Origin of the sequence: Phenylobacterium sp., from assembly GCF_037968635.1 — a bacterium.
Classification (GTDB): domain Bacteria; phylum Pseudomonadota; class Alphaproteobacteria; order Caulobacterales; family Caulobacteraceae; genus Phenylobacterium.
Map to the genome: position 1 here is coordinate 22,503 of NZ_JBBKVV010000110.1, position 24,983 is coordinate 47,485.

The following is a 24,983-nucleotide window of genomic DNA, read 5'->3' on the forward strand; positions in this document are numbered from 1 at the left end:
GACCCTTCTTCGCCGCGCCGCCGACCGGGTATCCTGATACCTTAGATCTCTCTGTCGGCCGGGCGCTCTGACGTCCCTTCCGATCGACGGATCATCCCATTGCTGAAATCCTATGGTTGGAGCGAGAAGCTCCAGACCCAATTCCAAATCCATGCCGACCGTGGCCTCACGCCCGGCCGGGTCACCGTGCAGCAGCGCGGTCTCTATCGCCTGGCCACTCCCGAAGGCGATCTTTCCGCCGAGCTCTCGGGCAAGCTCGCCCATAAGGCGCTCGAGGGGGGCTATCCCGTGGCCGGGGACTGGGTGGCCTGCGCCACGCGCCCAGCCGAGGGCGCGGCCACAATCCACGCCGTCCTGCCCCGCGCCAGCGTCTTCGTGCGCAAGGCCTCGGGCCCCAATATCGCGCCGCAGACGGTGGCGGCCAATGTCGATGTCGCCCTGCTGACCGCCTCCCTCAACGCCGACCTCAGCCTGCGGCGATTGGAGCGCTACCTCGCCGTGGCCTGGGAGAGCGGCGCCCAGCCGGTCGTCGTGCTCACCAAGGCCGACGCCTGCGACGACGTCGAGGCCCTGGTGGCGGAGGTGGAGTCCATCGCCTTCGGCTGCCCGGTCCACGCCGTCTCGGCGGTGACGGGCGAGGGGCTCGACGCGCTCGCGGCCCTGCTGGGCCCTGGCCAGACCGCCGTCCTGCTGGGCTCTTCGGGGGTCGGCAAGTCCACCCTGGTCAATGCGCTCGCCGGTCAGGCCCTGATGGCCACCCAGACCATCATCGATGAGGGCGCGCGGGGCCGCCACACCACCACCCACCGCGAGCTGATCCTGCTGCCGTCCGGCGGTCTGGTGCTGGACACGCCCGGCATGCGCGAACTGGGTCTGTGGGACAATGAGGCCGGCGTGGCGGCGGCCTTCGGCGACATCGAGGCCCTGGCCGCCCAGTGCCGCTTCGGTGACTGCGCCCACCACACCGAGCCCGGCTGCGCGGTCCGCGCCGCCCTGGAGGACGGGACCCTCGACGCGAGGCGCTGGAAGAGCTTCGGCAAGCTGCAAAGGGAACTCGCCCACCTGGACCTGAAGGATGACCCCCTGGCCCGCGCGGAGGTCCGCAAGGTCTGGATCAGCCGCCACAAGGCGGCCCGGGCCCATATGAAGCACAAGCGCGGGGGCGGGGCGTGATCTCCTCGCCCTCGGTGAGGTCCCGAGGGCTGACGATTCGTCGCAAGTTGCTGATTTCGTGGGGTCGCGGCCGAATTCTTCAGTAGTCTGTCGCCAGAGCGACGGACAGAGTCCGGCTGCTGCGTTTTACTTGTGGTCATATTCAACCGCGTGGGGCCGCGGGCTGCATGAGCGACGACACCACCGAAGCGCGCGCCGCCTCCGAGATACGGCACCGGATGGCCAACACCTTCCAGCTGATGTCGGCGCTTGGCCGCATGCGTAGTCAGCGGGCGGGCGACGCCGAGGCCCGCCGGCAACTGCTATGGATGGCCGACGCCATCGGCTCCCTCGGCGCCCTGGAACGACACCGCACCCCCGAGGGCGTCGATTTCACGGCCTATCTCGCGGAGATGGCGCCCGTCTGGCGCCGCCGCCACGCCACGCGGCAGGCTGAGGTGCGACTGTCGGCCATCCCGGTCTTCGCGCCAGACACCGCGGCCTCGACCCTGGCCCTGGTCGCCCAGGAGCTGGTGGGCAACGCGCTGGCCCACGGCTACCTCGATGACCGTCCTGGCATGGTGGAGATCAGCCTGACGCAGGAAGCCGATGGCCGCTACGCTCTGAGTGTGGCGGACGACGGCCAGGGCTTTGATCCGGAAAGTGCCCGCGAACGGTTCGGCCTGTGGTTTGTCCGCAGCCTGGCCGCCCAGGTGCGCGGCGAGTTCACCCTGACCTCCCGGCCCAGCTGCACCGCCCGGCTGGTCTTCACGCTCTAGCTGCCCGGCAGGAGGCGGTCATAGGTGCGTCGTACGACGCCGTAGCACTCGCAGGTCATGGCCTCGAGACCGGCGCGGTCGACGATGTCCACGACCCCCCGACGATATCGGATATAGCCGCGCTCCTGCAGGGTCCTGGCCACCGCGGTCACGGTCGTGCGCTGCACGCCCAGCATGTCGGCCAGGAATTCCTGGGTCAGGGCCACGGTGTTGGTGGAGATACGGTCGTGGCAGGTCAGCAGCCAGCGACAGAACCGCGCCTCCACCGAGTGCAGGGCGTTGCAGGCCACCGACTGGATCGCGTGGCCGAACAGGGCCTCGGTGTGGCGATCGATGAATTTCCGGATGGCCGGACTCTTCTCCCAGGCCTCGTGCAACTGAACCGCGCTGATGCGCGCCGCGCGGCAGGGGGTCTGGACAATGGCCCGCGACAGCGACGCCCGGGGCGACACCGCGGCCATCAGGCCCAGTGCGCCCTCGGGACCAATGGTGGCGCTCTCTATGGCGCCGCCGTTCTCCATCAGGGTCATCAGAGAGATGACCCCGTCATGGGGGAAATAGACCGTGTCGATGGGATCGCCCGGATCGTAGAGCAAGCGCCCGCGCTCCAGGTCGATATGGGTCAGGTAGGGACCCACAAGCCCGTAGTCGGCCGGCGGCAGGGCGGCAAGCAGGCGATTTTGCAAGGAAAGGAAAAGCCTTTGCATGGGGAATCGAAACGTCGCCGGACAGCGAAGGTTGCAAGTTATCGAGGCTCCACGAGGCAGACTGTCGAGAACTCGACACAAATCTGAAACGCAGTCAGTAAAATCGGATCGGTGTTCGCCAGTGAAGACGACGGTGATCACATGAAATATTTGCACAAATGGCGTCGGTCGATGATCGCCTGTTTCTTAAGTTGTTTGAGAAGCTTCGATGCAGCTGCTCTGACCTTGCTGTTGCCTCCGGCCCCCCAACTTGGGGACAACACAGGCTTCGGATCGCAAATAGGAAGCCCCGCCGTGCGGGACGGCGGGGCCTGGTGTTGTGGGGGCCGTGGGACCTAGTGGAAATTCAGGCTCGCGCTGCCGCCGACATCGGGGGACTTGTGGGTGGCGTTGGCCTTGGCGATCTCCCAGACGAATTTCACTGGGCCGCCCTGGCTGATCCACACCTGGGCGTCGTCGCAGTCCAGGCACAACATGGTCAGATGCGGGTCTGCCTTGCCCGCCGGGTACCAGGCGGCCACCACGGCGTTCCAGTATTTCTCGATGCGGGCGGTGTCGCGCTGCAGGGTCAACTGGCCGCCGATGCAAGCCTGGAAGTCCTTCTGCTGGTGGACGAACATCGCGCTCTTACCCTGGCTGACCTCGCGGGCCAGCTCGGTGTCGGTGCGGGTGAAGAACCAGATCTGGTTGGTCTTGCGTTCGACGAAGGCGGTCATCGGCTGGGTGTGATGCGCCGCTACGCCGGTGACCCCCAGCATGCCGGTATTGTGCTTTTCGATCTCATCCCACAGCCGGCGTTCGACGTCGGCGCGGTTGGTCAGGTCGGTGCTCATGGGGAGGCTCCTGGGTTCGGGATAGGGGTGCTGAATCAACCCAGGAGCTGAGGGAATGTTCCTGCAATCCGCACCCGACCCCACGTGCGGCGGCTTGACCTTGACCGGAACAATGAGTGAACTGACGAGATGCATAGGAGGTGGCCATGACCGTATTCGGCGTTGCGTGCGCAGCCCTCATCGTCCTGGTGTTGGCAGGCGCAGCGTTTCAGGGCTGGCGAGAAGGGCGCGGTGGAGTCCGCCGGCGCAAGACGGCCCAGTCCTCCGGCAAAGGTCCGAGCGCCACAGCGCTCCGTCGTGAATTGAAGGCGCTTGCACGCCCGACCTTGCTGCTCCTACCGGCGGAGGCGGCGGCCTTCTCCAAACTCGGCGGCGCGCCGGACCTGGAGGCCAGCGCGGCCTGGCCCACGTCGACGGTCACCTACCGCTACCCAAAGCGCGATGTGACCACATCGATGGGCTTCGTCGCCCAGCTCGACCTGGCTGAGGTCCGAGCGGCGGGCGGTTCCGATTGGCTACCGGACCAAGGTCGGCTCTACTTTTTCGCCGAGCCCTGGATGGGCGCGGCCCTCCACGTCGCGACGCCCTACGACGCGCAGCCGCTCATCGTGGTCCCGGCCCTGCCCAAGGGCTTCCCGCTGCCGGAGCGCCGCGTCGCCATGACACCGGCCACCTCCTATCCCGATCTGGAATGGCTGGTGGAGGATCTCTCGGAACTCGACATCGAAGGTGAAGCCCTGGAGCGCCTGTCGGCCTTCCCCACCGCGCACATGCCCACCCCGGAACATCGCGTCGGCGGTCATCCCTCGCCGATCCAGAGCTCGGACATGGAACTGGAGTGCGAGCGGATGCTGGCGGCGCATGAAGGCCGCGAGCCCGCAGACCTGCGGCCGCGCGATTCCGACTGGCGGCTGCTGCTGCAGGTGGACACCGACGACGAACTGAAGACCAGATGGGGCGACGGCGGCCGGCTCTACTACTGGATCCGCGAGGCCGACGCCCGGGCCGGTGACTTTTCAAAGATCCAGATGGTTGGTCAGTCCCACTAGCCTAGCCCGAACCGCCCCGCCTCGATCCCCGCGCGCAGGCGCGCCGCCAGGGCCTTGGGCGCCACCTCGCCGGTGTCCACAGCATGGGCGGCGTCCTCGGCGGCGAACAGGTCATAGAGCGCCCCATAGGGGCTGTAGTCGGCGATCGGATCGGCGGTCCGCGTCCTGGCCCGCTCGGCGGCGATCGCCTGGCCGGGGATCAGCACGATGAAGTCGAGCTTCACGCCGGCGTCGCGCGCGCCGTCCACGAACACCTGCTTGACCCAGTCGGTGATGATCCCATCGGCCACCACCTCATAGCCCCCGGCCGCATAGGTGACGGCGGTCCGCATCATGGCGGCGGCCACCACCTGGTTCTGACCGTGCGACTCTGGCGTCCAGGGCGCCAGCCACCCCTTGCGGATCACCCGATAGAAATGGTCGGTCTCCAGGTGCACGGCCAGCGGCCCGGGCGCACTGGCGCAGAGCAGGGGCGCGACGGTGGTCTTGCCGGCGCCCGGAGGCCCGGTCAGCAGGATGACGCGGCCCGGCATGGATTTCTCTCGCGATGGACAGTGCGACGGCGATGGTCTCTGATCCCGGCGACGACGGTCAAGCTCAAGACCGTGAACCAGGGAGGCCGAGATGGCCGACGGCGCACGCATCGCAGCGGAGGCCCGCGACCGGGCCTATTCGACCCCGCTCGAAGACTTCCACGTCGGCGACCCGGAGCTGTTCCGAACCGACACCCACTGGCCCTGGTTCGAGCGTCTGCGGGCCGAGGACCCGGTCCACTACTGCAAGGCCAGCGACTTTGGCCCCTACTGGTCGGTGACCAGGTTCGACGACATCGTCGCCGTCGACGGCGACCACAACACCTTCTCCTCCTCGTCTGAGAACGGCGGCATCGCGCTCGGCGATTCCCATGAGTCCGCCGCCGGCGCCAGCTTCATCAGCCAGGACAGTCCCCGCCACGAGGCCCAGCGCAAGGTGGTGGCGCCGATGTTCACCTCCGGGGCCATGGCGGCCATGGAGCCGCTGATCCGCAGCCGCGCCGCCACAATCCTTGATGAGCTGCCGCGCGGGGAGACCTTCGACTTCGTCGACCGCGTCTCCGTCGAGCTCACCGCCCAGATGCTGGCCACCCTGATGGACTTTCCCTTCGAGGAGCGCCGCCTGCTGCCCAGGGCCTCGGACCTGCTGCTGGCGGCTCCGATCCTCGGCGGCGGCTCGCCGGCCGGGGAGCCGGCCCGTCAGGCCGAACTGATGGCCACCTTCGGCCGGCTGGTGGGGATCTTCGCCGAGCGCGCCGCCAGTCCGCGCAACGACGACCTGATCTCCATGCTGGCCCACGACCCGGCCACCAACGGCGGCGGCGACCCCTACAAGTTCGTCGGCAACCTGGTTCTGCTGATCGTCGCGGGCAGCGACACCACCCGCCACTCCATCACCGGCGGCCTGCTGGCCCTGAACGAGAACCCCGACCAGTACGCCAAGCTCCGCGCCGACCCCGGCCTGATCGCCGGTATGATCCCCGAGATCATCCGTTATCAGAGCCCCGTCGCCCACATGCGCCGTACGGCGATGGCCGATGCGGAGATCGGCGGCAAGGCCATCAAGAAGGGGGAGAAGGTGGTCATGTGGTACGTCTCGGGCAACCGTGACGCCTCGGCCATCGAGAACCCCGACGCCTTCATCATCGACCGCGAGCGGCCCCGCCAGCACGTCGCCTTCGGCTTCGGCGTCCATCGATGCGTCGGCCAGCGTCTGGCCGAGATGCAGCTGCGCGTGGTGTGGGAGGAGATGATGAAGCGCTTCCCGGTCATCGAGGTGATGGGCGAACCGCGCCGCCTGACCTCAAACTTCGTGAAGGGCTATGAGTATTTGCCGGTTCGAATTCCCACCTGAGAAATTAGAGATCTGTTATTAATCAATTGAGGCAATTGAGTTCCAATTGTGTTGGAAAATGTCAGGTAGCCGACAAATATATCTGAAATCGAGGGAAACAAATCATCGTCCACAGGTTGTGTGATCTCATAAGGATTCACGCCTATGGCAATCCGCCGTATCCTATTTGTGGATGACAACTTCATTTGCAGCTTTGAAAACTGCGAAATTCTGCGCGAAGAGGGCTTCAGTGTTCTGCCGGCCTACACGGCCCCGGCGGCCTTCGAGCACATAAACCGCCATCAGAGTCTGGCTGCCCTGGTCACCGATATCGACCTGGGGCCTGGGGACGACGGCTTTGCGGTCGCCCGCTGGGCGCGGAAATCCTATCCGGGCCTGCCGGTGGTGTTCATCTCAGGGACCGCGTCGGGGCGCCACGCCGCCGAGGGGGTCTGCGGTTCGGAATTCGTCTCAAAGCCCTTCAACCCACAGCAGGTCGTCGACGCGCTGGGCCGTGTGATGCATGCCAAGGCTGCATAAGGACTTCTTCTGGCGCGCCGCCCTGTTCATGGGACTCGCGGGCTACGCGCTGGCCGCCGCCATCGCCTGGTCGGCGGCGGGATAGGGACTGCCTCTAGTCCTTCGGCGCCTTCTCGGCGGCTGCAGCGGCTTTCTTCTCGGCCTTGGCGGCAGCCTTCTGGGCGTCCTTGGCGGCCTTGGCCTTATCGCGTTCCATCCGTTCGAAGCTGTAGTTGGGTGTCCGCGCCATCGTGAGCCGCTCTCCTGCAAGTCAGTCGCCTATCTGGCGTATCGCACCCCGCGCCGCAAGCGTGACCGTTCGAAGCGGGGCAGACTTACAGCGTCACCTCACCCCTGAACATCGGCGCGCAGCCGCCGCCCACGGTGGCCCGCACCCCGTCCGGAGTCCGTCGCGCGGTCGCCTTCAGCAGACTGGGCCGCCCCATCTCCACCCCCTGGCTGATGGTGAAGGCCGCCTGGTCGACCCCGGCCCGGGCGACCAGCAGCGCCGCGAGGGTCGCATTGGCGCTGCCGGTGGCCGGGTCCTCATAGGTGCCGGCCAGGGGGGCGAACATGCGGGCCCGGATGTCCTGGCCGTCGCGGGCATAGATCAGCAGGGAGTAGCGTCCCGCCAGGTCCGGCCGCCCGCCCTCGGCCCTGCGGAAGGCCGCCACGTCGGGCTCGGCGCGGGAGAGCGACTCTCCGGTCACCTCGGCGAGGATGAAGGGCACACCCACCGTGGCCAGTATGGGCGTGTGGGTGGCGGTCACCAGGTCGCCCGGACCGATCCCGGCGCAGGCGGCGACCTCCTCGATGGGGATTTCCGCCCCCGTCGTCAGGGGCTGGGGCGCGGCGATCACCGCCCCGGTCGGCGCGCCTGCGGCGTCGCGGTCGACGTCCACCTTCACCAGGCCCGCGATCATCTCCAGGGTCAGGGCGCCCTCATGGCCCAGGGTGGCCAGCACATAGCCGGTGCCGATGCTGGGATGGCCGGCGAAGGGCATCTCCCCGGTCCGGTGGAAGATACGCACCCGCGCCGTATGGGCCGGATCGGCGGGCGGCAGGATGAAGGTGGTCTCCGACAGGTTCATCTCACCGGCCAGGGACAGCATCTGGGCGTCGGTCATGCCGCGCGCGTCGGTGAACACCGCCAGCGGGTTGCCGCCGAACGGGCGGTCGGTGAACACGTCGAGGGTGACGAAGGCGTAGGTCGGCATGGGAACCTCCAGCACAGCTTGTGACGACGCCTTGCCATGAATTAGCCAGTTGGCAAAGTCCCAAAGATGTAGTGGCCCAGAGTCTCGAAGTCGTGGGCCCCGTCCAACTTCTCCACCGTCATGCCCGCCAACAGATCGGGGGACATCAGCCGGGCGTTCACCGCCATGCGCTGGGACTGCGGGTTGAGCGTTTTCCAGTGGGTGGTGCAGCCGCAGGTCGGGCAGTGATGGCTGGTGAGTGTCTTGTCGCCCTGCATGTAGGCCACGGTCTCCCCGCTCATCCGCACCTGGGGCTGCTGATAATAGGCCCACAGCACCCCCAGCTTGTGACAGAGGCTGCAGGTGCAGTCGGTGACCATCGTCGGCGCCTGATCGATCTCGAAGATCACCGCACCGCAATGGCAGGCCGCGTGGATCATGGAGGGCTCCTCAGTCGGCGGGCAGGACGTCCAGTCAACCTCCCAGCTGCACTGCGTCGCCGTCAAGAATGCGTGCGGTGATGCGGTTCCGGGCGCTGCCATCGACATGGCGGGCTTCACCCCATTCCCCTGCTTCCAGCGGCTGCTAAGCTCGGATCAAACCCAGCCTCAGCACGGACGCCCCATGACCGATCTCTCCCGCCGCGGCCTGATCCTCTCCACCGCCGCGCTCGCCGCCATCGCCGCCGCCCATCCGGCCCTGGCCCAGGCGGTCGCCGACCCCGCCGTGGCGGCCTGGGATCTGACCGACCTCTATCCCAGCGACGCCGCCTGGCGCGCCGACCGCGACGCGGTGGCCAAGGCCATCCCGGGCTTCTCCAAGTTCAAGGGGACGCTCGGCCAGAGCGCCGGCGCCCTGAAGACCGCGCTGGAGACCATCTCCAACGAACGCAAACGCCTCTACCGCGTCTACATCTATGCCAGCCTGAAGGCCGACGAGGACCTGCGCATCGCCGCCAACCAGGAGCGCAAGCAACAGTTCAGCGACCTGGCCACCGACTTCGACACCGCCGTCGCCTGGATGAACCCAGAGGTTCTGACCGTGGGCAAGGCCAGGATCGACGGCTTCCTGGCCGCTGAGCCCGCCCTGGCCAAGTTCCGCTTCGCCCTGGAAGACACCCTGCGCCAGGCGCCCCACACGCTCAGCGAAGAGTCCGAGGGGGTCCTGGCCGGCGCCGGCGCGGCGCTGGCGGGCCCCAGTGATGTCCGCGACCAGCTGGCCTATACCGACATCCCGCGCCCCGAGGTCACCCTGTCGGACGGCCGCAGGATCACCCTCGACGACCAAGGCTACACCCTGGTGCGCGACGCCCCCAACCGCGCCGACCGCAAGCTGGTCTTCGACACCTTCTGGCCCAGCTACGGCAAGTTCGAGGGCTCTCTGGGCGCGGCGCTGGCCTCGAAGATCAAGGGCGACATGTTCACCGCCAAGGCCCGCAAGTACGGCTCCTCGCTGGAGGCCGCACTCTCGGGCCCCAACATTCCGCAGGCCGTCTACCGGACCCTGGTGGCCGAGACCAATGCCGGCCTGCCCCAGCTGCACCGCTATTTCGAGGTCCGCCGCCGGCTGCTGAAGCTGCCCGACATGGCCTATTACGACATCTATCCGCCGCTGGTGTCTCTGGACCGCAAGTTCACCCTGGCCCAGATGCGCAGCCTGACGCTGGAGGCGCTGAAGCCGCTGGGCAAGGACTACGGGGACCAGTTCGCTCAGGCCTCAGCGAAGAAATGGATGGATCCCCTGCCGCGCAAGGGCAAGGCCTCGGGCGCCTACATGAACGGGGCCGCCTACGACGTTCACCCCTATATGCTCTTGAACCTGTCGGAGGCCTATGACGGCCTGACCACCTATGCCCACGAATGGGGCCACGCCATGCACACGGTGTTGGCCAAGGGCGCCCAGCCCTGGGAGACCTACAGCTACCCCACCTTCACCGCCGAGATCGCCTCGACCGTCAACGAGCAGCTGCTGGTCAACCACATGCTGAAGGGCGCCAGGACCCGGGAGGAGAAGCTTTTCTACCTGGGCCAGCAGCTGGAGAACTTCCGCGGCACCTTCTTCCGCCAGACCATGTTCGCCGAGTTCGAGCTGGCGGTGCACGACCTGGCCGAGAAGGGAGAGGGGCTTTCGGGCGCCAGGTTCAAGGAGGTCTATCTCGACCTGCTGAAACGCTATCACGGGCCCAAGGTGGCCATCGATCCGGCCTATGCGGCGGAGTGGTCCTACATCCCCCACTTCTACCGCGACTTCTATGTCTACCAGTACGCCACCTCGATCGCCGCGGCGGTCTATTTCAGCCAGCAGGTGCTCACCGGAAAGGCCGAGGCCCGCGACCGCTATCTGACCCTGCTGAAGTCCGGCGGATCTGATTATGCGACAAGCATGCTGGCCCGCGCCGGCCTCGACATGGCCAGCCCCGCCCCCTACCGCGCCCTGATCGCCGAGTTCACCAGCGCCCTCGACCAGGCCGAGGCGCTGCTGGGGTAGGGGGGCTATCTCCTCTCCCCCTGGGGAACAGGTTAGGGTGAGGGGGCCTCCGCGCAGCGGAGGTCTTCCGGCGCTCGGAGCAACAACGAGACGTCAGAAAGGGCCCTCACCCTACCCCCTCCCACAAGTGGGAGAGGGGAGATGATGTTTCCTCACCCACGGTCACACTGGTAACATCCAAGGTAATAAATCCCAGGAAGCGTCCCATGAGCCAATTCTCCCGCCGCACCCTGCTGGGCATGACCGCGGCCGCCCCCTTCACCTTCGGCGCCCTGGCCCAGGCCGCCAGCCCCGCCGACGCCAGGTTCGAGACCCTGGCCAAGGGCTGGGTGGATGCGTCCCTGCGGCTCTCCCCGGTCAGCGCCACCCAGGTCGGCGACCACCGCTTCGACGACCTGATCGACGACATGGGCCCGGCCGGCCGCGCCGCCGTCGTCAAGCTGGCGACTGAAACCCTGGCGGCGCTGAAAGCCACCCCCCGCGCCGAGCTTTCCCGCGCCAACCAGGTGGACGCCGCCATCCTGGAGAACCAGGTCCGCAGCGACCTCTTCACCACCCAGACCCTGCAGCCCTGGGCCTGGGACCCGCTGACCTGGAACGCGGTGGCCGGCGGCGCGCTCTACAACCTCACGGCCCGGGAGTTCGCGCCCCTCGACGTGCGCCTGCGCAGCGCCACCGCGCGGATGGAGAAGTTGCCGGCCCTGCTGGCCCAGGCCCGCGCCGACCTGGTCCCCGCCCGCGTGCCGAAGATCCACGCCGACACGGTGGTGGGCCAGAACAAGGGCCTGCACTCCCTGGTGGACGGCGTCGTCGCCGACGGCGCCAAGCTGCCCGCCGCCGACCGCGCCCGGCTGGAGGCCGCCGCCAGGACCTGCAAGGCCGCCATCGACCAGCACCAGACCTGGCTGGAGACCGTGCTGGTTCCCACCGCCAAGGGCGAGTTCCGCCTCGGCGCCGAGCTCTATGACGTCAAGCTGGCCTTCGCGCTCAACTCGCCGCTCAGCCGCGCCGAGATCAAGGCCCGGGCCCTGGCCTCGATGACGCAGCTGCGGGCGGAGATGTACGCCATCTCGGCCAAGTTCCTGGCCGGCAAGCCCGGCGCCCCGCCGACGCCCGCCGATCCCACCGATGCCCAGCGCCAGACGGCCATCGAGGCGGCCCTGGAATACGCCTATGCCAAGAAGCCGCCGCGCGACAAACTGGTGGAGGCCGCCGAGGCTTGCCTGGTCCAGGCCACCGCCTTCGTCCGTGAGCGGAACATCGTCACCGTCCCCAGCGATCCGGTGAAGATCGGCCTGGTGCCCGAGTTCCAGCGCGGCGTCGCCGTGGCCTATTGCGACGCGCCCGGTCCCCTCGATAAGGGCCAGCAGACCTACTACAAGATCTCGCCCATCCCAGACGACTGGACCGACGCCCAGGCCGACAGCTTCCTGCGCGAATACAACAGCCTGGGCATCCAGGAGGTGACGGTTCACGAGGCCATGCCTGGCCACTACCTGCAGCTGGCCCACGCCAACGCCTACCCCTCGGTGCTGCGCGCCGTCCTCTCCTCAGGCCCCTTCGTCGAGGGCTGGGCCTGCTACGCCGAGGATGTGATGGCCGACGAGGGCTATCTCGACAGCGACCCCCTCTACCTGCTGGTCCACCTCAAACTCCAGCTGCGGGTCTGCGCAAACGCCCTGCTGGACCAGGCCGTCCACGTCGACAACATCAGCCGCGACGAGGCCATGAAGCTGATGACCGTCCAGGCCTTCCAGCAGGAGCGCGAAGCCGCCGGCAAATGGGTCCGCGCCCAGCTCAGCCAGGCCCAGCTCCCCACCTATTTCGTCGGCTGGGAAGAGCATAAGGCCCTGCGCAAGCAGGCGGAGGCCAAGTGGGGTAAGACCTTCACCCTGAAACGCTACCACGACGGCATCCTGTCGTTCGGCTCGCCCCCGGCCCGGTTCGCGGGGCAACTGCTGTTCGATTTGCCGATCGCCTGATGGAATTCCTTCTCCCCTTGCGGGAGAAGGTGGCCCTGCGACGCAGGGTCGGATGAGGGGTCGCTAGGCCTCCCGGGCTAGGGCGTTGCAGGATCAGCGGAGAGGGGAGCGTGACCCCTCATCCGACCGGTCTCCGACCGGCCACCTTCTCCCGCAAGGGGAGAAGGAACTCTAAGTTTCCTCCGCCGCGATCTCGGTCTGCTGGTGCGCGGCCAGCTTCCAGCCGTCGTCGCGCTTCACATAGGTGCTGCTGACGCGGGCCTTGTGCGCAGCCCCGTCCTTGCGCGTCGCCTCGGCGTCATAGGCCACCACCGCCACGCTCGGCGCCAGCTGCAGGAAGCCGGTGGGCGTCAGCCTCACGTCCTTCCAGCGGCCCTTCTCGGCGGTCTTGGCGATGGCGTCGCGGTCCATCACCGCGGCCATTCCGGCGAACACCACCAGGCAGCTCGCATCGGCGTGCGCGATGTAGGCTTCCGGCCCTCCGGTCCAGAACTGGTCCTCCAGCGCGAGCAGGTCGGTTTCAATCGTCATGGCGGGCTCCCTCTATGGCGCCCTGATTCAACCGCCCCCACCCCCTTGCGTTCCCCCACGGGAGCCGCGCCTCACTGCCGTCAACGACATTCAAAACGAGGCGACACCCATGAAGGCCATCCAGACCGTCCACCCCACCGGCCTCGACACCCTGCGCTACGCCGATATCGCCGAGGCGAAAGCGCCCGGCCCCGGTGAGATCAGCGTCCGCCTGCGGGCCAGTTCGCTGAACTATCACGACTACATGGTGGTGCTGGGCGCCATCCCGACGCCGGAGGGCCGCATCCCCATGTCCGACGGCGCCGGCGAGGTGACGGCGGTGGGCGAGGGGGTGCGTGAGTTCGCGGTCGGCGACCTGGTGGTCTCCACCTTCTTTCCCGCCTGGCTGGACGGGGTGGACGCGCCCGACGGCGGCTTCTCCGGCGTGCCCGGCGACGGCGCCGACGGCTATGCCCGCGAGATGGTCACCACCGCCGCCACCAGCTTCACCCACGCGCCCAAGGGCTGGAGCGCGGCGGAGGCCGCCACCATCACCTGCGCCGGGGTCACCGCCTGGCGCGGCCTGGTGGCCGACGGGGCCTTGAAGGGCGGCGAGACCGTGCTGGTTCAAGGCACCGGCGGGGTCTCCATCTATGGCCTGCAGATCGCCAAGGCCTTCGGCTGCACCGTCATCGCCACCTCTTCCTCCGACGAGAAGCTCGAGCGCCTCAAGGCGCTGGGGGCCGACCACCTGATCAACTACAAGTCCGAGCCCGCCTGGGGCGCGGCGGCGGCCAAGCTCACCGGCGGCCGCGGCGTCGACCACATCCTGGAGATCGGCGGCTCGGGCACCCTGCCGGAGTCCATCACCGCGACCCGCAACGGCGGCCACATCGCCCTGATCGGCGTCCTGGCGGGCCTCGCCGGCCCGGTCCCCACCGTCGCCATCATGGGCAAGCAATTGAAGGTCCAGGGCCTGACCGTCGGCAGCCGCCGCCACCAGCTCGACATGATCCGCGCCATCGACGTCGCCGGCTACCGCCCCGTCCTCGACAAGCACTTCCCCCTGGAAAACCTCGCCGACGCCTTCCGCCACCAGGCGTCGAACACCCACTTCGGCAAGATCGTGGTGGATATCTGAGCCGAGCGCGGGCGCATGGGCGCTTAGCGCCGCCACCCCAAACCCCGCTCATCCCGGCGAAGGCCCGGATGAGCGGGTCGGGTTGTGCCGCCCCCTGAAATACAGCCAGAGGGGAGTCGCCCGAAAGATCATGTTCTGCGTTTGTTCCAACATCGGAGCAGGCCATGAGCGACTACATTCCCCCGCCCAAGGGCTGGCGCGTCTTCAACGGCAAGCTGGTCCCCGACCCCACGCTCTGGGGCTACCTGAATCGCAAGCAGGTCGTGCGCGGCGCCTGCTACACCCGCGACTGTCGGCGTAACTACTACCTGGACTTCGAACTGCTGCTGCGGCGCGGCTACGCCGCGGTGCAGATGCGGGAGATCCAGCGGCTGCTGCTCTGCCACATGCCCGGTGGCTGCAGCATGACCTTCCGCGATGAGCGCGACGGCTCAGGCCTGCCCCTGTCGGTCCTCGCCACCAACCGCGACGTCCGCATCCTGTTCCGCTGCGGCGGCTGCAAGTGGGAGAAACAGATCACCCCGGGTCAGGCCGTCCAGCAGCTGGTGGTCGCCAAGACCGGAACCGCCAGCACCCTCCACACCGACCTGCTCACCAAGATCAGCAAGCCCTGCCTCAAATGCGGCGCCTCCAACTGGTCCTGCGAGGTCCGCTGGCCCACCGCCCCGAAGGACAAGACCTACGGCGAGCGGCACGCGGAGGAACAGGCGCTGGAGCGGCGGGCGATCCCGAGGGCCAATGATGGCTAGAAGGTTCCCCTACAACCCCAACGCCACCGCCGCATTGCCGCCCATCCACTTGGCGCGGACCTTGTCGTTCAGCGGCAGGGCCTGCGTCTCCTCCACCAGCTGGGCCAGGGGGACCATCGAGGTGCCCCAGCCCGAGCCGAAGATGATCTTGTCCTGGAGCCCCCGCGCTCCGTAATAGATCAGGCTCTCATAGCCTGCGCCCGGCGACAGCATGTACTTCACCCGGCGGCAGGCGATGTCGATATAGACGTTCTGATGCCGCCCCGCGATGGCCACCATGTCGGGGATCCAGGGATAGCCCCCCAGGCCCGAGACGATGCGCAGGGTCGGGAAGGCGATGGCCAGTTCGTCGATATATTTCGGGTGGGCGTAGTCATAGGGGCGGTCCGACAGCAGGTGGACCCCCACGGTGATCCGTACCGGGATGTTCAGCTCCACGCACTTGGCCAGGAAGGGCCGGTAGGCGGGGTCGTTGATGTAGCGTTCCTCGCGGTAGGAGCTGATCTCGAAGCCCCGCACGCCGCGCTCGCGCACCCCGCGCTCCAGGGCTGCCACGCCGGCCTCGCCCTCGTCGCCCCAGATGCGGAACCAGGGGATCAGGCGGTCGGGATATTCCGCGGCGAAGGCGGCGACGTCCTCATTGCTGGCTCTACGGCCCGCGTTGCCGATGCAGGCCTTGGCCACCCCGGCGTTGTCCAGCATGGCGATGACCTGCGCGTGGCTCATGGCCTTGGTCATGTCGACTTCGCAGAGCTTCAGGGCCAGCGCCGTCAGGCCGATGGTCTGCTTGGCCTCGTTGAATTCCTCCAGCGACATGCCGATCTGGGCGGCCCAGCCGGGCGCCATCTGCTGGGCGTAGCCCTCCTTGTCGAAGCCGCGCCCTGACTTGATCAGCCGCACGGTGTCCTCGACGGCTTCCTTGGTGGGGGTGTCGCATTCGAAGTCGATGATCTGCATCGGAGGTCTCTTGAAAAATGAGGCTGCTTAAGAATACGCCAGACGTGCCACGCTCAAGCCTGGGCGACAAGATTGCCGTAGGGGCCGCTTTGCGTCATAGGGGCGGCCTGTGACCCGCACCCTTCGCACCCTTCCTGCCTTGGCGCAGGCGGGCCTCATCGAGGCTCAGCAACTGCCCGCCCTGGAGCGGGTGGCGGCGCAGTACGCCGTGGCTGTGACGCCGGCCATGTCCGAGCTGATGGACGAGCCGGGGATCGCCCGCCAGTTCCTGCCCGACCTGGCCGAGCTTACCGTCCTGCCGGGCGAGGACGCCGATCCGGTGGGCGACTTGAGCCACATGCCGACCGAAGGGGTCGTCCACCGCTACCCCGACCGGGCGCTGCTGAAGGTCACCCACACCTGCGCGGTCTATTGCCGGTTCTGCTTCCGCCGCGAGATGGTGGGGCCCACCGCGGAGGTTCCGGCCCTGTCGGCCCAGGCGCTCACCGCCGCCATCGCCTACATCGCCGGGCGCCCGGAGATCTGGGAAGTGATCCTCACCGGTGGTGACCCGCTGGTGCTGTCGCCGCGCCGCCTGGCTGCGATCATGGGACGCCTGGCGGCCATCGACCACGTGAAGGTCATCCGTCTCCACACCCGGGTCCCGGCCGTCGACCCCGACGCCGTCACCGACGCCCTGGTCTCCGCGCTGAAGGCCCCGGGCAAGGCGGTCTATGTCGCCCTGCACGCCAACCATCCGTCGGAGCTCACGCCGGCCGCCCGCGCCGCCTGCGCCAAGTTCGTCGATGCGGGCATCCCCATGGTGGGCCAGACGGTGCTGCTGAAGGGCGTCAATGACGACCCGGCGGTGCTGGAGGCCCTGTTGCGGGCGATGGTGGAGACCCGGATCAAGCCCTACTACCTGCACCACGGCGACCTGGCGCGCGGCACCAGCCACCTGCGCACGACCCTGGCCGAAGGCCAGGCGGTTATGCGTGAGTTGCGCGGCCGGCTCTCGGGCCTGGCCCAGCCGACCTATGTCCTGGATATCCCCGGCGGCCACGGCAAGGTGCCGGTGGGGCCGGACTATCTCGGCCACGACGGCGAGGTGGAGGATCCCAATGGAACGCTCCACCCCTATCCGCCGAAGGTCTAGAGAGAACTCCTTCTCCCGCAAGGGGAGAAGGGGTTCTAAGAGCCTACGCGTCGTTGTCGGTCGAGATCTCTTCCAGCGTCTTGCCCACCACCTTGGCGCCGTAGTCGGTGGCGATGTCGCCGAGGCTCAGGATGCCCACCAGCTTGCCGGCGTCATTGACCACCACCAGGCGGCGGATCTGGTGATGGGCCATCTGGGCGGCGGCGTCGGCCAGGTTGTCGCCTTCGCGGCAGGTCTGCACGTCGCCGCTCATCACGTCGTTGGCCGGCGTGGTCAGCGGGCCGCCCTTGGCCACCACCTGCAGGATGATGTCGCGGTCGGTGACCAGGCCCACCACCTTGTCGCCCTCGACGATCGGCACGGCGCCGGTCTCGATGTTGAGCATGATGCCTGCCACCTTCTGGACGCTGTCGGTCGGACCGGCGGTCGCGACCTGGGCGGTCATGGCTTCACTGACATTCATGGGGTGGTCCTTTATGTGTTGAACTAGACACCAAAACCCTTCACCCCCGCCCTCGTTCCGCCAGGAGCCCCCACGATCATGACCGACCTTCGCGTGCTGGGCCTGGCCGGCAGCCTGCGCCAGGCCTCCTACAACCGCGCCCTGCTGCGCGCCGCGCAAGCTTCCGCGCCCGACGGCATGACCATCGCGGCCTTCGATCTGCTGCCGGTGCCGCTCTACAACGGCGACGTCGAGGCCGCCGGCGATCCCGAGGGCGTGGCGGCGCTGAAGGCCGCGATCCGCGCCGCCGACGCGGTGCTGTTCGTGACGCCGGAGTACAATCACGGCGTCCCGGCGGTGATGAAGAACGCCCTGGACTGGGCCTCGCGCCCGCCGCGCGGCGCGGCCCTGGACGCCAAGCCGGTGGGGATCATCGGCGCCAGCCCCGGCATGACCGGCTCGGCCCGCGGCCAGAGCCAGCTGCGCCAGGCCTTCGAGTTCACCAACTCCTACGCCATGCCCCAGCCCGAACTGCTGGTGTTCCGCGCCCACGAGAAGTTCGACGCCGAGGGAAACCTCACCGACGAGACCACGGGCAAGTATCTGGCCAGCTACCTGGTGGCCTTCGCCGCGTGGGTGGCGCGGTTCAAGTCGGCTTGACGAGAACGAAGACGGAACATTAATCTGCAAGCTCCACTTGAGGGGGAGCAGGCGGATGGGTCTGACATTGTCGTGGGTCGCCGTGTCGGGGCTCGCCAAGGACGAGGTGCTGGCGCGGCTGGGCCTGGAGGATAGCGGCGAGCCCGCCGAGTTTTACCAGCGCCGCGCCCAGACCTGCGCCGAACTGCCCAGCGGCTGGGTGCTGCTGGCGCGCGGCGAGATCGATGACTTCAAGGCCGCCGAGCTCGCGACCCTGTCCCAGGGCGCGCGGCTGATCAGCGCCTATTGCAGCGAGACGGTGATGTTCAGCGGCGCCAGCGGCTGGAAGGACGGCGTCTGCACGTGGGCCATCGACCACAATCCGGAGCGGGGCCTCTCAGACCTCAACATCGAGGGCGACCCGCCGCCGCAGCTGGCCGCCATCTTGGCCGAGGCCCGCGCGGTCCAGGCGGAGGAGGGGGGCGACGAGGCTGATGTCGACATGGTCTTCGATTTGCCCAAGGACCTGGCGGAGGCGCTGTGCGGCTGGCATCCGGACAAGGACAACGCCGATTGGGGCGAGATCGAATTCACCCGGCTGCGTCGTCTCGGCGAGCCCGATCCGCCGCCGAAACCCGGCTGGCTGGCGCGGCTGCTGGGCCGCTAGGTCCTCGGCCGGGTCATGCTCTCGATGAGCTGGCCGAGGGTCGGGGGCTCGGCCACCGGGGTGATCCACAGGTTCGATCCCTGCGCCTGGGCGACGCCCTCGTCGAAGATGCGCTTCATGTTGGCGGTGTCGAAGGACAGCATGTTGCCGTTCTCCGCCGCGTCCGGGATCGAGGTGAAGGACAGCGGCAGGCCCATCCCGGCGCAGAAGGTCGCCGCGTTGGAGAGCGCGTTACGGTACGAAAACCGCAGCATGGTGTCGAAGCTGCGCACCAGGATCGCGGCCAGGTTCGGGCTGGTGGTCTGCGGCGCCTGCTCCAGCACGGTGTTGACCACCACATAGATGCGGCCGCCCTTCAACAGCCGCCCCAGCTGTTTCCAGCGCAGCATGGCCTCGGGCATGATGAACAGGGGCGCCGAGACCCCGCCGTCCACGTGCATCTCCTCATAGGACACGCCATCGGCCTCGCAGGGGAAGCTGCGGGGCGGGAACAGGCCAGGCAGGCTGGCCGAGGCCACCAGGATGTCGCGGAACAGCACCAGCGCCGCCTCGCCGCCGCGGGCGGCGATCTCCCCCATGTCCCAGATACAGGTCTGCTGGCTGTCCAGGTTGGTGGTGGCCACCAGCAGGCGGCGGCCCTTGCCATGCTCCACCGCCACGGCCTCGACCACGGCGGCGTCGATGAAGGAGTCCACCAGCTCCTCCAGGTTCGCCGCCTGGAAAATCCCCGACCCGAAGGCCGGCGCCAACCGGCGTATGGACAGCAGGTTCTTGGCGTGGCCGCCGGTATAGGCGTCGGCCAGCCGCTCGTCCCAGGCGGGCCCCAGGAAGGCGAAGGGGGCCATCAGCGCCCCGGTGCTCACCCCGGTGACGATGGCGAAGTGGGGCCGCTTGCCGGCCTTGGTCATCCCCACCAGCACGCCCGCCCCAAACGCGCCGCCCGCCGCCCCGCCGGAGATGGCCAGGATGTTGAAGTCCTTGCGCGCCACCGCCGAGCGCGGCAGCGACAGCCGCACGGCCGCCGCGTTCAGGCTGTCCTCGGCCTGCTCGACGCTGAACCGCACGCCCTCGAAGCCCGGCAGCATGGCCCGCACCCCGGCGGGCGGGGCGGGCAGGCGGGTGCGGAACAGCCCGCCCAGCATGTTGATCGTCCGATCAGGCATGGGTCCATTCTGGCGTGGCTGGATCGCCAAGGCGAGGGGGGAACGCGCGCCCCCGCCCATCGCTCCTGTTATAGCCTGGTCCGGTACTTCTTCGGTGTCAGCCGCCCGATCCGGCCCTCCAGATAGGCCACGTCCCGCTTGGCGGCGCGCAGGCCGGTCAGCTCCACCCGGTCCACCACCATGTCGATATCCAGCTGCAGGTTCATCCGTTGCCGCACGCGGGCGCGTTCGTACATCGCCCGGAACTCCGGCCGCTGCCGCAGCCAGCGATAAACCATCTTCGGCGTTGGCAGGTGCGGATGCGCCCGCATCTGCGCCAGGGTCATCCCGTCGGCCACCGCCTCGCAGAAGGCCCAGGCCCGGCAGAGCGTGTAGCGGCTCTTCTGCCCGCCCTTGTGCAAACCCTTGCCGAACCGCACCGCATAGTCGCGCCGCTGGGCGTCGACGTGGTCGCGCGACCACAGGCTGTTTTCCGCCAACACCCGGCGCACCTCGCCATACTCGGCGGCGAAGTCCTCGTGCACCTTCAGCCACTGATACAGCGTCGCGCGAGACGGCATCTCCGGATCGGCGACGATGGAGGTGATGGTCTCGCCCACCTCCACCCGCGCGCAGATCACCCGCCCGATGGCCGCCCGGTAGGCCGAGGGCTTCCACCCGCCGGTATGGTCGAAGTCCGGCACGATGCGGTCCCGCGGATGCCGCCACGGGTTTGTCGGCCCCCAATTCTCATCGAACCTCGACACCGCTCGATCCTGCCACGGGCGTGGCTGATTGTCGAACAAAACAAGAACAAATGTCAACCCCACGGCCGACAGGGCCTTGCCCCGCGCGGGCCGCAGCCTCATCTTTCCCGCAAGCACGGAGGATGAAGCCATGAGCGACGCGGTCGGTCCCGGCGATCTGGTGATATGCGTCAATGTCGCCCCCAACCACGGCACGGGCCGGCCAGTGCCCCTGGTGGCGGGTGAGAGCTACCGCGTCTTCGGCGTCATGGACTTCGCCTGCCCCTGCGGACGCGCCGACGCCCTGCTGGACATCGGCGTCGATTTCGCCTGGTGCCAGACCCGCTTCCGCCTGCTGCCCAAACCCAAGGCCCAGACCAGGACCCGCCGCGTCACCGCGCCGAAGGAGCTGGAGCCGGTGGACTGAGCCGGGACGCAAGGCGCCCCGCCGCCGGGGCCGACAGCGCCCAACGAAAAGGCCGCCGCCTCCGGTAGCGTCCGGAAGCGGCGGCCCTGTCCGTCGTCGGCCAGCTGGCCGAAGCGGGATCGATTACTTCGACAGCGAGGTGTCGGGGGTGTTGGCGGTCGTCGCGCCGCCGTCGGCGTTGCCCGCCTGCTGCTCGATGGCGTCGGCCTTGGCGTTCAGGGCGTTCTCCTCGGCTTCATTCGGCGTGGCGGCCGCCTGGGCTTCCAGGGCGTCGGCCTGCTTTTCGGCGACCTTGTCGGTCTTGCTTTCGCAGGCGGCGAGGCTGAGGGCGGCGCAGGCGGCGGTGGCGGCAATAAGGATGTTACGCATGTTGGCTCTCCAAAAATTTCCCGGATGAAGCCTGATTGCGTAACGGCGCCCAAGGTTCCATCCCAAGGTGTGGATTCCCGCCGAGGCGCCCCGCCGTTCAACCGTCATCGTCGGGCTTGTGCCGACGCCCGACCTCAGTCCCGCGCCCCGAACCCCCGCTTCAGCGCCTCGAAGCCGGCCTGGTCGTCGCCATAGCCGCAGGCCGACAGCAACAGCGCCGCCCCATTCTCGATCGGGACCATCTTGCGCTTCAACACCGCCGGATGCCCCGGCGCGCCGGGCAGGGTGAAGGTGTAGAGCGTCCCCGTCGGATCGTGCCGGAACGAGGTGAAGTCCCGGCCCTCCTCGGTGGGCGACAGGGCCAGCCCCGGCACGGCCCGGATCGCCGCGGCGGTCTCCGCCAGCGTCGGCGCACAGACCAGGGCGTCATCCTCGGGCTCGGCGGCCCGGGCGGCTGCGGCCAGGGTCAGGGCTGAGATGAGGGCGAGTGTCCGGCGCATGACCCCATAATGACGGTCATCCTGGCCCTTGTCCCGAGGATGACGGTCAGGTGGAAGGCGAGGTGGTCGCCGCCCGCGCCGCCCCCTCGACCCGGTGGCAATACGGTGACAGTGCATTTAACCTCCAGCGCGTTAGGCATTGAGTGCACTGTCACCGTAACCGGGAGGCGTGGTCACCGCCGCCCGCGCCGCCCCCTCGACCCGTGCCCGATCCATCAGCCGCACGGCCCCTACTTGCCCCGCCCGATCCGCCCCTGGTCCACGATCCAGACCGAGTCCTCTCCCGTCATCACGTAGAGCGGCCTGCCCATCCAGAGCGACAGGAAGACGTGGATCTCCGTCGGTCTGGGGTCCATCAGGTGGGTGACGCCGGGGATGCCCCCCGGCGGCGCCCCCGCCATGTTCAGGTTGAAACAGGCCTTGGTGAAATCCCGACCCCCGGTGATCCGGCCGTCGGCGCCCACATCGACCCGGTAGTGCCCGCCCAGCGGATAGACACCCGAACTCGTCATTGGGGTCAGCTGATAGACCGTCACGGGCCCCGCGTCGTTCTCCGGCGGGACGATCACGGTGTTGAAGGGCGCGTCCGTGCACGGCGTCTTGCGCTCCGCCCTGGCGGCCGCGCCGGCCTGCACCAGGCGGGTTTGACGGGGCGTGAGGCGGGCGTCCTCCTCGGGGGTCACCCGGTGGCTGGCGACGACCGCCTTGCCCCGCATGTCGGCCCAGAAGAACGCCCGCGCCGCGCCGCTGGTGTCGTCATAGAAGATGACCCGCAACAGCCCGTCACGGGGCTCGACCACCCAGCCGCCGGACGCGGGCGAGCTGGCCACCTGACGGCGCATCTCATCGGTGGCGTGCCAGGCCGCCTGATCGTGGTCGTAAATCAGCCGGCCCATCTGTTCGGCGCGCGCCAACGCCGCATCGGGCGCCTGGGCCATCGCGGGCGTGGCCACCAGGGCCAGAGCTATCCATAGTCCGTGCATTCACGCCCCCTACGACCCAAAGGCGAAGCTTAGCAGGTCGGGCTCAGCGCGTCGCCGCCCGCGCCGCCCCCTCGACCCGCGCGCGATCCATCAGCCGCACGGTGGAGGAGGCCTTGGCCAGCACGGCGCCGGCCGCGTCCGTCAGCCGCCCCTCCAGGAAACAGACCGAGCGCCCCTGCCGCTCCACCCAACCCTCGGCGATCACCAGGCCGGGCCGCGCGGGCGCGAAGAAGCTGACCTTCAGCTCCAGGGACATGGGCGTCACCTCGCCCCCGGCCGCGCTCATCGCCGCGTGCGCCATGGCTGCGTCGATCCAGCCGCTGATAAAGCCGCCCTGCACCACCCCGCCCGAGTGGCACATATGCGCCCCGGCCAGATACTCGATCACCGCGCGGCCGTCGGCGTTCGACACCACGCGCTGCTGGCCGAGGGTTTCGTTGAGGGAGGGGGTGGGCGAGTTCATGGGGCGACTTCCGGCTCGTGGGAGGTGCGCCACCCTAGCGGATTCGGAGGCCGGCCCCAGACCCTCCCAAACACCGCTCACCCCGGCGTAGGCCGGGGCCCAGATTCATCCCGGACCCGGAGGTGAGCCCCGTTCTTGTGGTTCGTGAGGTTCGTGGTTCCAAGTCTTGCGGCGGTGGCGCGGCGCTGCCGATCAGATTGTCCACGAACCACACGAACCACACGAACCACACGAACCACACGAACGATACCGCTGAGGCACCGGTGAGCGGGCTGCGCCGTCGTTTCCCCAGGCGCAGCGATTGCCGGTAGGGTGATCGCCGACCAAAGGGGAGATGCTGGCTGATGCGGGTGGTGGCCTGGAACTGTCACGACCGGCTGGATCGCAAGCTTTCGGGCCTGATGGGGCTGGCCCCCGACATCGCGGTGGTCTCCGAGGTGGGCGAGGCCGACCTGCATGCCTTGCCGCAAGGTGTCTCGGCGGTCTGGACCGGCGATCCGCAAGGCGGCAAGGGTCTCGCCGTCCTGGGCTTCGACGGCTGGGGCCTGACCCCCGCCCCGTCCTGCGAGGAGCGCTGGTTCCTGCCGGTCACTGCCGTCCGCCAGAACCAGACCCTGCGGGTGCTGGGCGTCTGGACCCTGCCGGCCAAGGACTACGTCGCCCCCACGGTCCGCGCCCTGACGCAACTGGGCGACTTCCTGGCGGAGGGTGACAGCCTCTGCGCCGGCGACTTCAACCAGAACGTCCGGTGGGACCCGGGCCGCTCGCCATCGCGCCGCTTCGCCCACGTGCTGGAGCGGTTCGAGGCCCTGGGCCTGAGGAGCGTCTGGCACGAACATCACGGCGAGGCCCACGGCGCGGAGAGCCAGGCGACCCATTTTCACCGCTGGTCGTCCCAAAGCCCCTACCACATCGACTATGTCTTCGCCTCGCGGGCCCTGGCCGCCCGCGTTCCACTCGGTCACCCTCGGCTCACACCCAGACTGGGTGGCGGCCAAGATCAGCGATCATGTGCCGCTGTGCGTGGAGTTCGAGGAGGGGTAGGACGGCGCGTTAGCGTGATCCGAAGGCTGCTGGTCGGCGACGGTATATGAGCTGCCTATTTCATACAGTGGCACCGTAACTCCGCACAAAGACCTGGAGCCCGTGGAGTGACCCGCGGCGGGCGACGCGCCCCCGCGCCGCGGGGGTAGACAGCCGCACGTCCAGCCTGCAACCTGCATCTTCAGGTTGGGGGACCCGATGATCGCCACGTCACGCCGCGCCACGGTCGGCTTTCTCGCCATCGCCGCCCTTCTGGCTCTGACCGCCTGCAACGGCCTGAAGATCGATGCGGAGGCCGAGACCATCGCCAAAGCGGCCTATGTCAGCCTCGTTCAGAAGGACGACGCGGCCCTCATCGCGATGTTCGAGCCGGCCCAACGCACCCCGCGCGCGGGCGCCATCCTGCCCCAGATGCGCGCTCTGATCCCGCTCAGCCCCGCCGGCGCCGACGCGATCCGAGCCCAACAACTCGACCTCCAACAACGCTGGCCTGACGGCC

The 24,983-nt window shown here is 68.4% G+C and carries 30 protein-coding genes; 15 read left to right on the forward strand and 15 right to left on the reverse strand.

Annotated elements, in window-relative coordinates; translation table 11 throughout:
* Window positions 1–99 precede the first annotated feature (99 nt).
* Both rsgA and AAC997_RS13245 read left to right on the forward strand, forming a co-directional pair.
* Window positions 100–1,173 carry a ribosome small subunit-dependent GTPase A gene (rsgA, locus tag AAC997_RS13240; protein ID WP_340646166.1) on the forward strand — a complete coding sequence of 358 codons (1,074 nt, stop codon included), beginning with the start codon at window positions 100–102 and terminating at the stop codon, window positions 1,171–1,173.
* A gap of 167 nt (window positions 1,174–1,340) precedes the next feature.
* Window positions 1,341–1,931, forward strand: a complete 591-nt coding sequence (locus AAC997_RS13245) for a sensor histidine kinase (RefSeq protein ID WP_340646167.1) — start codon at window positions 1,341–1,343, stop codon at window positions 1,929–1,931.
* Here AAC997_RS13245 and AAC997_RS13250 read toward each other — a convergent pair.
* Together AAC997_RS13250 and AAC997_RS13255 are read right to left on the reverse strand one after the other, a co-directional pair.
* Entirely contained in the window at window positions 1,928–2,617 is a 690-nt protein-coding gene (locus tag AAC997_RS13250) for a Crp/Fnr family transcriptional regulator (protein WP_340646168.1), read from the reverse strand. The genes AAC997_RS13245 and AAC997_RS13250 overlap by 4 nt on opposite strands.
* Before the next feature lie 356 nt (window positions 2,618–2,973).
* Window positions 2,974–3,471, reverse strand: coding sequence for a pyridoxamine 5'-phosphate oxidase family protein (locus tag AAC997_RS13255; protein WP_340646169.1), 498 nt, complete (start codon window positions 3,469–3,471; stop codon window positions 2,974–2,976).
* A 146-nt stretch (window positions 3,472–3,617) separates the two neighbouring features.
* On the opposite strand from AAC997_RS13255, the gene AAC997_RS13260 reads away from it, so the two are divergent.
* Window positions 3,618–4,520 carry a YwqG family protein gene (locus tag AAC997_RS13260; protein WP_340646170.1) on the forward strand — a complete coding sequence of 301 codons (903 nt, stop codon included), beginning with the start codon at window positions 3,618–3,620 and terminating at the stop codon, window positions 4,518–4,520.
* On the opposite strand, the gene AAC997_RS13265 is transcribed toward AAC997_RS13260, so the two are convergent.
* Window positions 4,517–5,053 carry an AAA family ATPase gene (locus AAC997_RS13265; protein WP_340646172.1) on the reverse strand — a complete coding sequence of 179 codons (537 nt, stop codon included), beginning with the start codon at window positions 5,051–5,053 and terminating at the stop codon, window positions 4,517–4,519. The two genes, AAC997_RS13260 and AAC997_RS13265, sit on opposite strands and share 4 nt — an antisense overlap.
* Window positions 5,054–5,144: 91 nt before the next feature.
* On the opposite strand from AAC997_RS13265, the gene AAC997_RS13270 reads away from it, so the two are divergent.
* Together AAC997_RS13270 and AAC997_RS13275 are read left to right on the forward strand one after the other, a co-directional pair.
* Window positions 5,145–6,407: a cytochrome P450 gene (locus AAC997_RS13270; protein WP_340646173.1), complete on the forward strand. Its 1,263-nt coding sequence runs from the start codon at window positions 5,145–5,147 to the stop codon at window positions 6,405–6,407.
* A 144-nt stretch (window positions 6,408–6,551) separates the two neighbouring features.
* On the forward strand, window positions 6,552–6,926 hold the full coding sequence (locus AAC997_RS13275; protein ID WP_340646174.1) for a response regulator: 375 nt from the start codon (window positions 6,552–6,554) through the stop codon (window positions 6,924–6,926).
* 94 nt (window positions 6,927–7,020) lie between these two features.
* On the opposite strand, the gene AAC997_RS13280 is transcribed toward AAC997_RS13275, so the two are convergent.
* The 3 genes from AAC997_RS13280 to AAC997_RS13290 form a co-directional block, all read right to left on the reverse strand.
* Window positions 7,021–7,155, reverse strand: a complete 135-nt coding sequence (locus AAC997_RS13280; protein ID WP_304829386.1) for a hypothetical protein — start codon at window positions 7,153–7,155, stop codon at window positions 7,021–7,023.
* A gap of 85 nt (window positions 7,156–7,240) precedes the next feature.
* Window positions 7,241–8,122: a PhzF family phenazine biosynthesis protein gene (locus tag AAC997_RS13285; RefSeq protein WP_340646175.1), complete on the reverse strand. Its 882-nt coding sequence runs from the start codon at window positions 8,120–8,122 to the stop codon at window positions 7,241–7,243.
* Between the two features lie 41 nt (window positions 8,123–8,163).
* A complete protein-coding gene (locus AAC997_RS13290) occupies window positions 8,164–8,541 on the reverse strand; it encodes a GFA family protein (RefSeq protein ID WP_340646177.1) in 378 nt (125 codons plus the stop codon).
* A gap of 184 nt (window positions 8,542–8,725) precedes the next feature.
* On the opposite strand from AAC997_RS13290, the gene pepF reads away from it, so the two are divergent.
* Window positions 8,726–10,588: an oligoendopeptidase F gene (gene pepF / locus AAC997_RS13295; protein ID WP_340646178.1), complete on the forward strand. Its 1,863-nt coding sequence runs from the start codon at window positions 8,726–8,728 to the stop codon at window positions 10,586–10,588.
* A 206-nt stretch (window positions 10,589–10,794) separates the two neighbouring features.
* The gene (locus AAC997_RS13300) at window positions 10,795–12,570 is read left to right on the forward strand and encodes a DUF885 domain-containing protein (RefSeq protein ID WP_340646179.1); all 1,776 of its coding nucleotides are present in this window, start codon (window positions 10,795–10,797) and stop codon (window positions 12,568–12,570) included.
* A 171-nt stretch (window positions 12,571–12,741) separates the two neighbouring features.
* On the opposite strand, the gene AAC997_RS13305 is transcribed toward AAC997_RS13300, so the two are convergent.
* Window positions 12,742–13,101 carry a nuclear transport factor 2 family protein gene (locus AAC997_RS13305; protein WP_340646180.1) on the reverse strand — a complete coding sequence of 120 codons (360 nt, stop codon included), beginning with the start codon at window positions 13,099–13,101 and terminating at the stop codon, window positions 12,742–12,744.
* A gap of 109 nt (window positions 13,102–13,210) precedes the next feature.
* Between AAC997_RS13305 and AAC997_RS13310 the strand changes: the two genes are divergently transcribed.
* Both AAC997_RS13310 and AAC997_RS13315 read left to right on the forward strand, forming a co-directional pair.
* A complete protein-coding gene (locus AAC997_RS13310) occupies window positions 13,211–14,221 on the forward strand; it encodes an NAD(P)-dependent alcohol dehydrogenase (protein WP_340646181.1) in 1,011 nt (336 codons plus the stop codon).
* A 164-nt stretch (window positions 14,222–14,385) separates the two neighbouring features.
* Window positions 14,386–14,970 (forward strand): hypothetical protein, encoded by a 585-nt coding sequence (locus tag AAC997_RS13315; RefSeq protein ID WP_340646182.1) that lies wholly within the window; start codon window positions 14,386–14,388, stop codon window positions 14,968–14,970.
* Window positions 14,971–14,979: 9 nt separating this feature from the next.
* Here AAC997_RS13315 and AAC997_RS13320 read toward each other — a convergent pair whose 3' ends face one another.
* Window positions 14,980–15,927 (reverse strand): amidohydrolase family protein, encoded by a 948-nt coding sequence (locus AAC997_RS13320; protein ID WP_340646183.1) that lies wholly within the window; start codon window positions 15,925–15,927, stop codon window positions 14,980–14,982.
* A gap of 109 nt (window positions 15,928–16,036) precedes the next feature.
* Here AAC997_RS13320 and AAC997_RS13325 point away from each other — a divergent pair, with 109 nt between their 5' ends.
* Window positions 16,037–17,062 carry a lysine-2,3-aminomutase-like protein gene (locus tag AAC997_RS13325; protein ID WP_340646184.1) on the forward strand — a complete coding sequence of 342 codons (1,026 nt, stop codon included), beginning with the start codon at window positions 16,037–16,039 and terminating at the stop codon, window positions 17,060–17,062.
* A gap of 43 nt (window positions 17,063–17,105) precedes the next feature.
* Here the strand turns inward: AAC997_RS13325 and AAC997_RS13330 are convergent, their stop codons facing one another.
* Window positions 17,106–17,525, reverse strand: coding sequence for a CBS domain-containing protein (locus AAC997_RS13330; RefSeq protein ID WP_340646185.1), 420 nt, complete (start codon window positions 17,523–17,525; stop codon window positions 17,106–17,108).
* Between the two features lie 78 nt (window positions 17,526–17,603).
* Here AAC997_RS13330 and AAC997_RS13335 point away from each other — a divergent pair, with 78 nt between their 5' ends.
* Window positions 17,604–18,164: an NADPH-dependent FMN reductase gene (locus tag AAC997_RS13335; RefSeq protein ID WP_340646186.1), complete on the forward strand. Its 561-nt coding sequence runs from the start codon at window positions 17,604–17,606 to the stop codon at window positions 18,162–18,164.
* A 55-nt stretch (window positions 18,165–18,219) separates the two neighbouring features.
* Entirely contained in the window at window positions 18,220–18,810 is a 591-nt protein-coding gene (locus AAC997_RS13340) for a hypothetical protein (protein ID WP_340646187.1), read from the forward strand.
* On the opposite strand, the gene AAC997_RS13345 is transcribed toward AAC997_RS13340, so the two are convergent.
* Window positions 18,807–19,973, reverse strand: a complete 1,167-nt coding sequence (locus AAC997_RS13345; protein ID WP_340646188.1) for a patatin-like phospholipase family protein — start codon at window positions 19,971–19,973, stop codon at window positions 18,807–18,809. The genes AAC997_RS13340 and AAC997_RS13345 overlap by 4 nt on opposite strands.
* A 68-nt stretch (window positions 19,974–20,041) precedes the next feature.
* Complete coding sequence (locus AAC997_RS13350) at window positions 20,042–20,656, reverse strand: hypothetical protein (protein ID WP_340646189.1); 615 nt, start codon at window positions 20,654–20,656, stop codon at window positions 20,042–20,044.
* A 193-nt stretch (window positions 20,657–20,849) separates the two neighbouring features.
* Here AAC997_RS13350 and AAC997_RS13355 point away from each other — a divergent pair, with 193 nt between their 5' ends.
* Window positions 20,850–21,125, forward strand: a complete 276-nt coding sequence (locus AAC997_RS13355; protein WP_340646190.1) for a hypothetical protein — start codon at window positions 20,850–20,852, stop codon at window positions 21,123–21,125.
* 123 nt (window positions 21,126–21,248) lie between these two features.
* Here AAC997_RS13355 and AAC997_RS13360 read toward each other — a convergent pair whose 3' ends face one another.
* The 4 genes from AAC997_RS13360 to AAC997_RS13375 all read right to left on the reverse strand — a co-directional run bounded on the left by AAC997_RS13360 (window position 21,249) and on the right by AAC997_RS13375 (window position 23,440).
* The gene (locus AAC997_RS13360; RefSeq protein ID WP_340646191.1) at window positions 21,249–21,494 is read right to left on the reverse strand and encodes a hypothetical protein; all 246 of its coding nucleotides are present in this window, start codon (window positions 21,492–21,494) and stop codon (window positions 21,249–21,251) included.
* Window positions 21,495–21,628: 134 nt separating this feature from the next.
* Window positions 21,629–21,994 carry a hypothetical protein gene (locus AAC997_RS13365; RefSeq protein ID WP_340646192.1) on the reverse strand — a complete coding sequence of 122 codons (366 nt, stop codon included), beginning with the start codon at window positions 21,992–21,994 and terminating at the stop codon, window positions 21,629–21,631.
* 230 nt (window positions 21,995–22,224) lie between these two features.
* Window positions 22,225–22,977, reverse strand: a complete 753-nt coding sequence (locus AAC997_RS13370; RefSeq protein WP_340646193.1) for a hypothetical protein — start codon at window positions 22,975–22,977, stop codon at window positions 22,225–22,227.
* 43 nt (window positions 22,978–23,020) lie between these two features.
* Window positions 23,021–23,440, reverse strand: coding sequence for a PaaI family thioesterase (locus AAC997_RS13375; protein ID WP_340646194.1), 420 nt, complete (start codon window positions 23,438–23,440; stop codon window positions 23,021–23,023).
* Window positions 23,441–23,784: 344 nt separating this feature from the next.
* Between AAC997_RS13375 and AAC997_RS13380 the strand changes: the two genes are divergently transcribed.
* Window positions 23,785–24,534 (forward strand): endonuclease/exonuclease/phosphatase family protein, encoded by a 750-nt coding sequence (locus tag AAC997_RS13380; RefSeq protein WP_340646195.1) that lies wholly within the window; start codon window positions 23,785–23,787, stop codon window positions 24,532–24,534.
* Window positions 24,535–24,682: 148 nt separating this feature from the next.
* Window positions 24,683–24,983: hypothetical protein (locus AAC997_RS13385; RefSeq protein WP_340646196.1), on the forward strand; the 301-nt coding region annotated here is incomplete at its 3' end.

Bases quoted from the DNA above. Each gene is read 5' to 3' on its own strand.
- AAC997_RS13355 (WP_340646190.1), top strand. From the start codon at position 20,850: ATGAGCGACGCGGTCGGTCCCGGCGATCTGGTGATATGCGTCAATGTC.
- AAC997_RS13345 (WP_340646188.1), bottom strand. From the start codon at position 19,973: ATGCCTGATCGGACGATCAACATGCTGGGCGGGCTGTTCCGCACCCGC.
- AAC997_RS13275 (WP_340646174.1), top strand. From the start codon at position 6,552: ATGGCAATCCGCCGTATCCTATTTGTGGATGACAACTTCATTTGCAGC.
- AAC997_RS13365 (WP_340646192.1), bottom strand. From the start codon at position 21,994: ATGCGCCGGACACTCGCCCTCATCTCAGCCCTGACCCTGGCCGCAGCC.
- AAC997_RS13330 (WP_340646185.1), bottom strand. From the start codon at position 17,525: ATGAATGTCAGTGAAGCCATGACCGCCCAGGTCGCGACCGCCGGTCCG.
- AAC997_RS13340 (WP_340646187.1), top strand. From the start codon at position 18,220: ATGGGTCTGACATTGTCGTGGGTCGCCGTGTCGGGGCTCGCCAAGGAC.
- AAC997_RS13375 (WP_340646194.1), bottom strand. From the start codon at position 23,440: ATGAACTCGCCCACCCCCTCCCTCAACGAAACCCTCGGCCAGCAGCGC.
- AAC997_RS13255 (WP_340646169.1), bottom strand. From the start codon at position 3,471: ATGAGCACCGACCTGACCAACCGCGCCGACGTCGAACGCCGGCTGTGG.
- AAC997_RS13310 (WP_340646181.1), top strand. From the start codon at position 13,211: ATGAAGGCCATCCAGACCGTCCACCCCACCGGCCTCGACACCCTGCGC.
- AAC997_RS13360 (WP_340646191.1), bottom strand. From the start codon at position 21,494: ATGCGTAACATCCTTATTGCCGCCACCGCCGCCTGCGCCGCCCTCAGC.
- pepF (WP_340646178.1), top strand. From the start codon at position 8,726: ATGACCGATCTCTCCCGCCGCGGCCTGATCCTCTCCACCGCCGCGCTC.
- AAC997_RS13370 (WP_340646193.1), bottom strand. From the start codon at position 22,977: ATGCACGGACTATGGATAGCTCTGGCCCTGGTGGCCACGCCCGCGATG.
- AAC997_RS13320 (WP_340646183.1), bottom strand. From the start codon at position 15,927: ATGCAGATCATCGACTTCGAATGCGACACCCCCACCAAGGAAGCCGTC.
- AAC997_RS13285 (WP_340646175.1), bottom strand. From the start codon at position 8,122: ATGCCGACCTACGCCTTCGTCACCCTCGACGTGTTCACCGACCGCCCG.
- AAC997_RS13260 (WP_340646170.1), top strand. From the start codon at position 3,618: ATGACCGTATTCGGCGTTGCGTGCGCAGCCCTCATCGTCCTGGTGTTG.
- AAC997_RS13305 (WP_340646180.1), bottom strand. From the start codon at position 13,101: ATGACGATTGAAACCGACCTGCTCGCGCTGGAGGACCAGTTCTGGACC.
- AAC997_RS13265 (WP_340646172.1), bottom strand. From the start codon at position 5,053: ATGCCGGGCCGCGTCATCCTGCTGACCGGGCCTCCGGGCGCCGGCAAG.
- AAC997_RS13290 (WP_340646177.1), bottom strand. From the start codon at position 8,541: ATGATCCACGCGGCCTGCCATTGCGGTGCGGTGATCTTCGAGATCGAT.
- AAC997_RS13300 (WP_340646179.1), top strand. From the start codon at position 10,795: ATGAGCCAATTCTCCCGCCGCACCCTGCTGGGCATGACCGCGGCCGCC.
- AAC997_RS13245 (WP_340646167.1), top strand. From the start codon at position 1,341: ATGAGCGACGACACCACCGAAGCGCGCGCCGCCTCCGAGATACGGCAC.
- AAC997_RS13335 (WP_340646186.1), top strand. From the start codon at position 17,604: ATGACCGACCTTCGCGTGCTGGGCCTGGCCGGCAGCCTGCGCCAGGCC.
- AAC997_RS13380 (WP_340646195.1), top strand. From the start codon at position 23,785: ATGCGGGTGGTGGCCTGGAACTGTCACGACCGGCTGGATCGCAAGCTT.
- AAC997_RS13270 (WP_340646173.1), top strand. From the start codon at position 5,145: ATGGCCGACGGCGCACGCATCGCAGCGGAGGCCCGCGACCGGGCCTAT.
- AAC997_RS13280 (WP_304829386.1), bottom strand. From the start codon at position 7,155: ATGGCGCGGACACCCAACTACAGCTTCGAACGGATGGAACGCGATAAG.
- AAC997_RS13315 (WP_340646182.1), top strand. From the start codon at position 14,386: ATGAGCGACTACATTCCCCCGCCCAAGGGCTGGCGCGTCTTCAACGGC.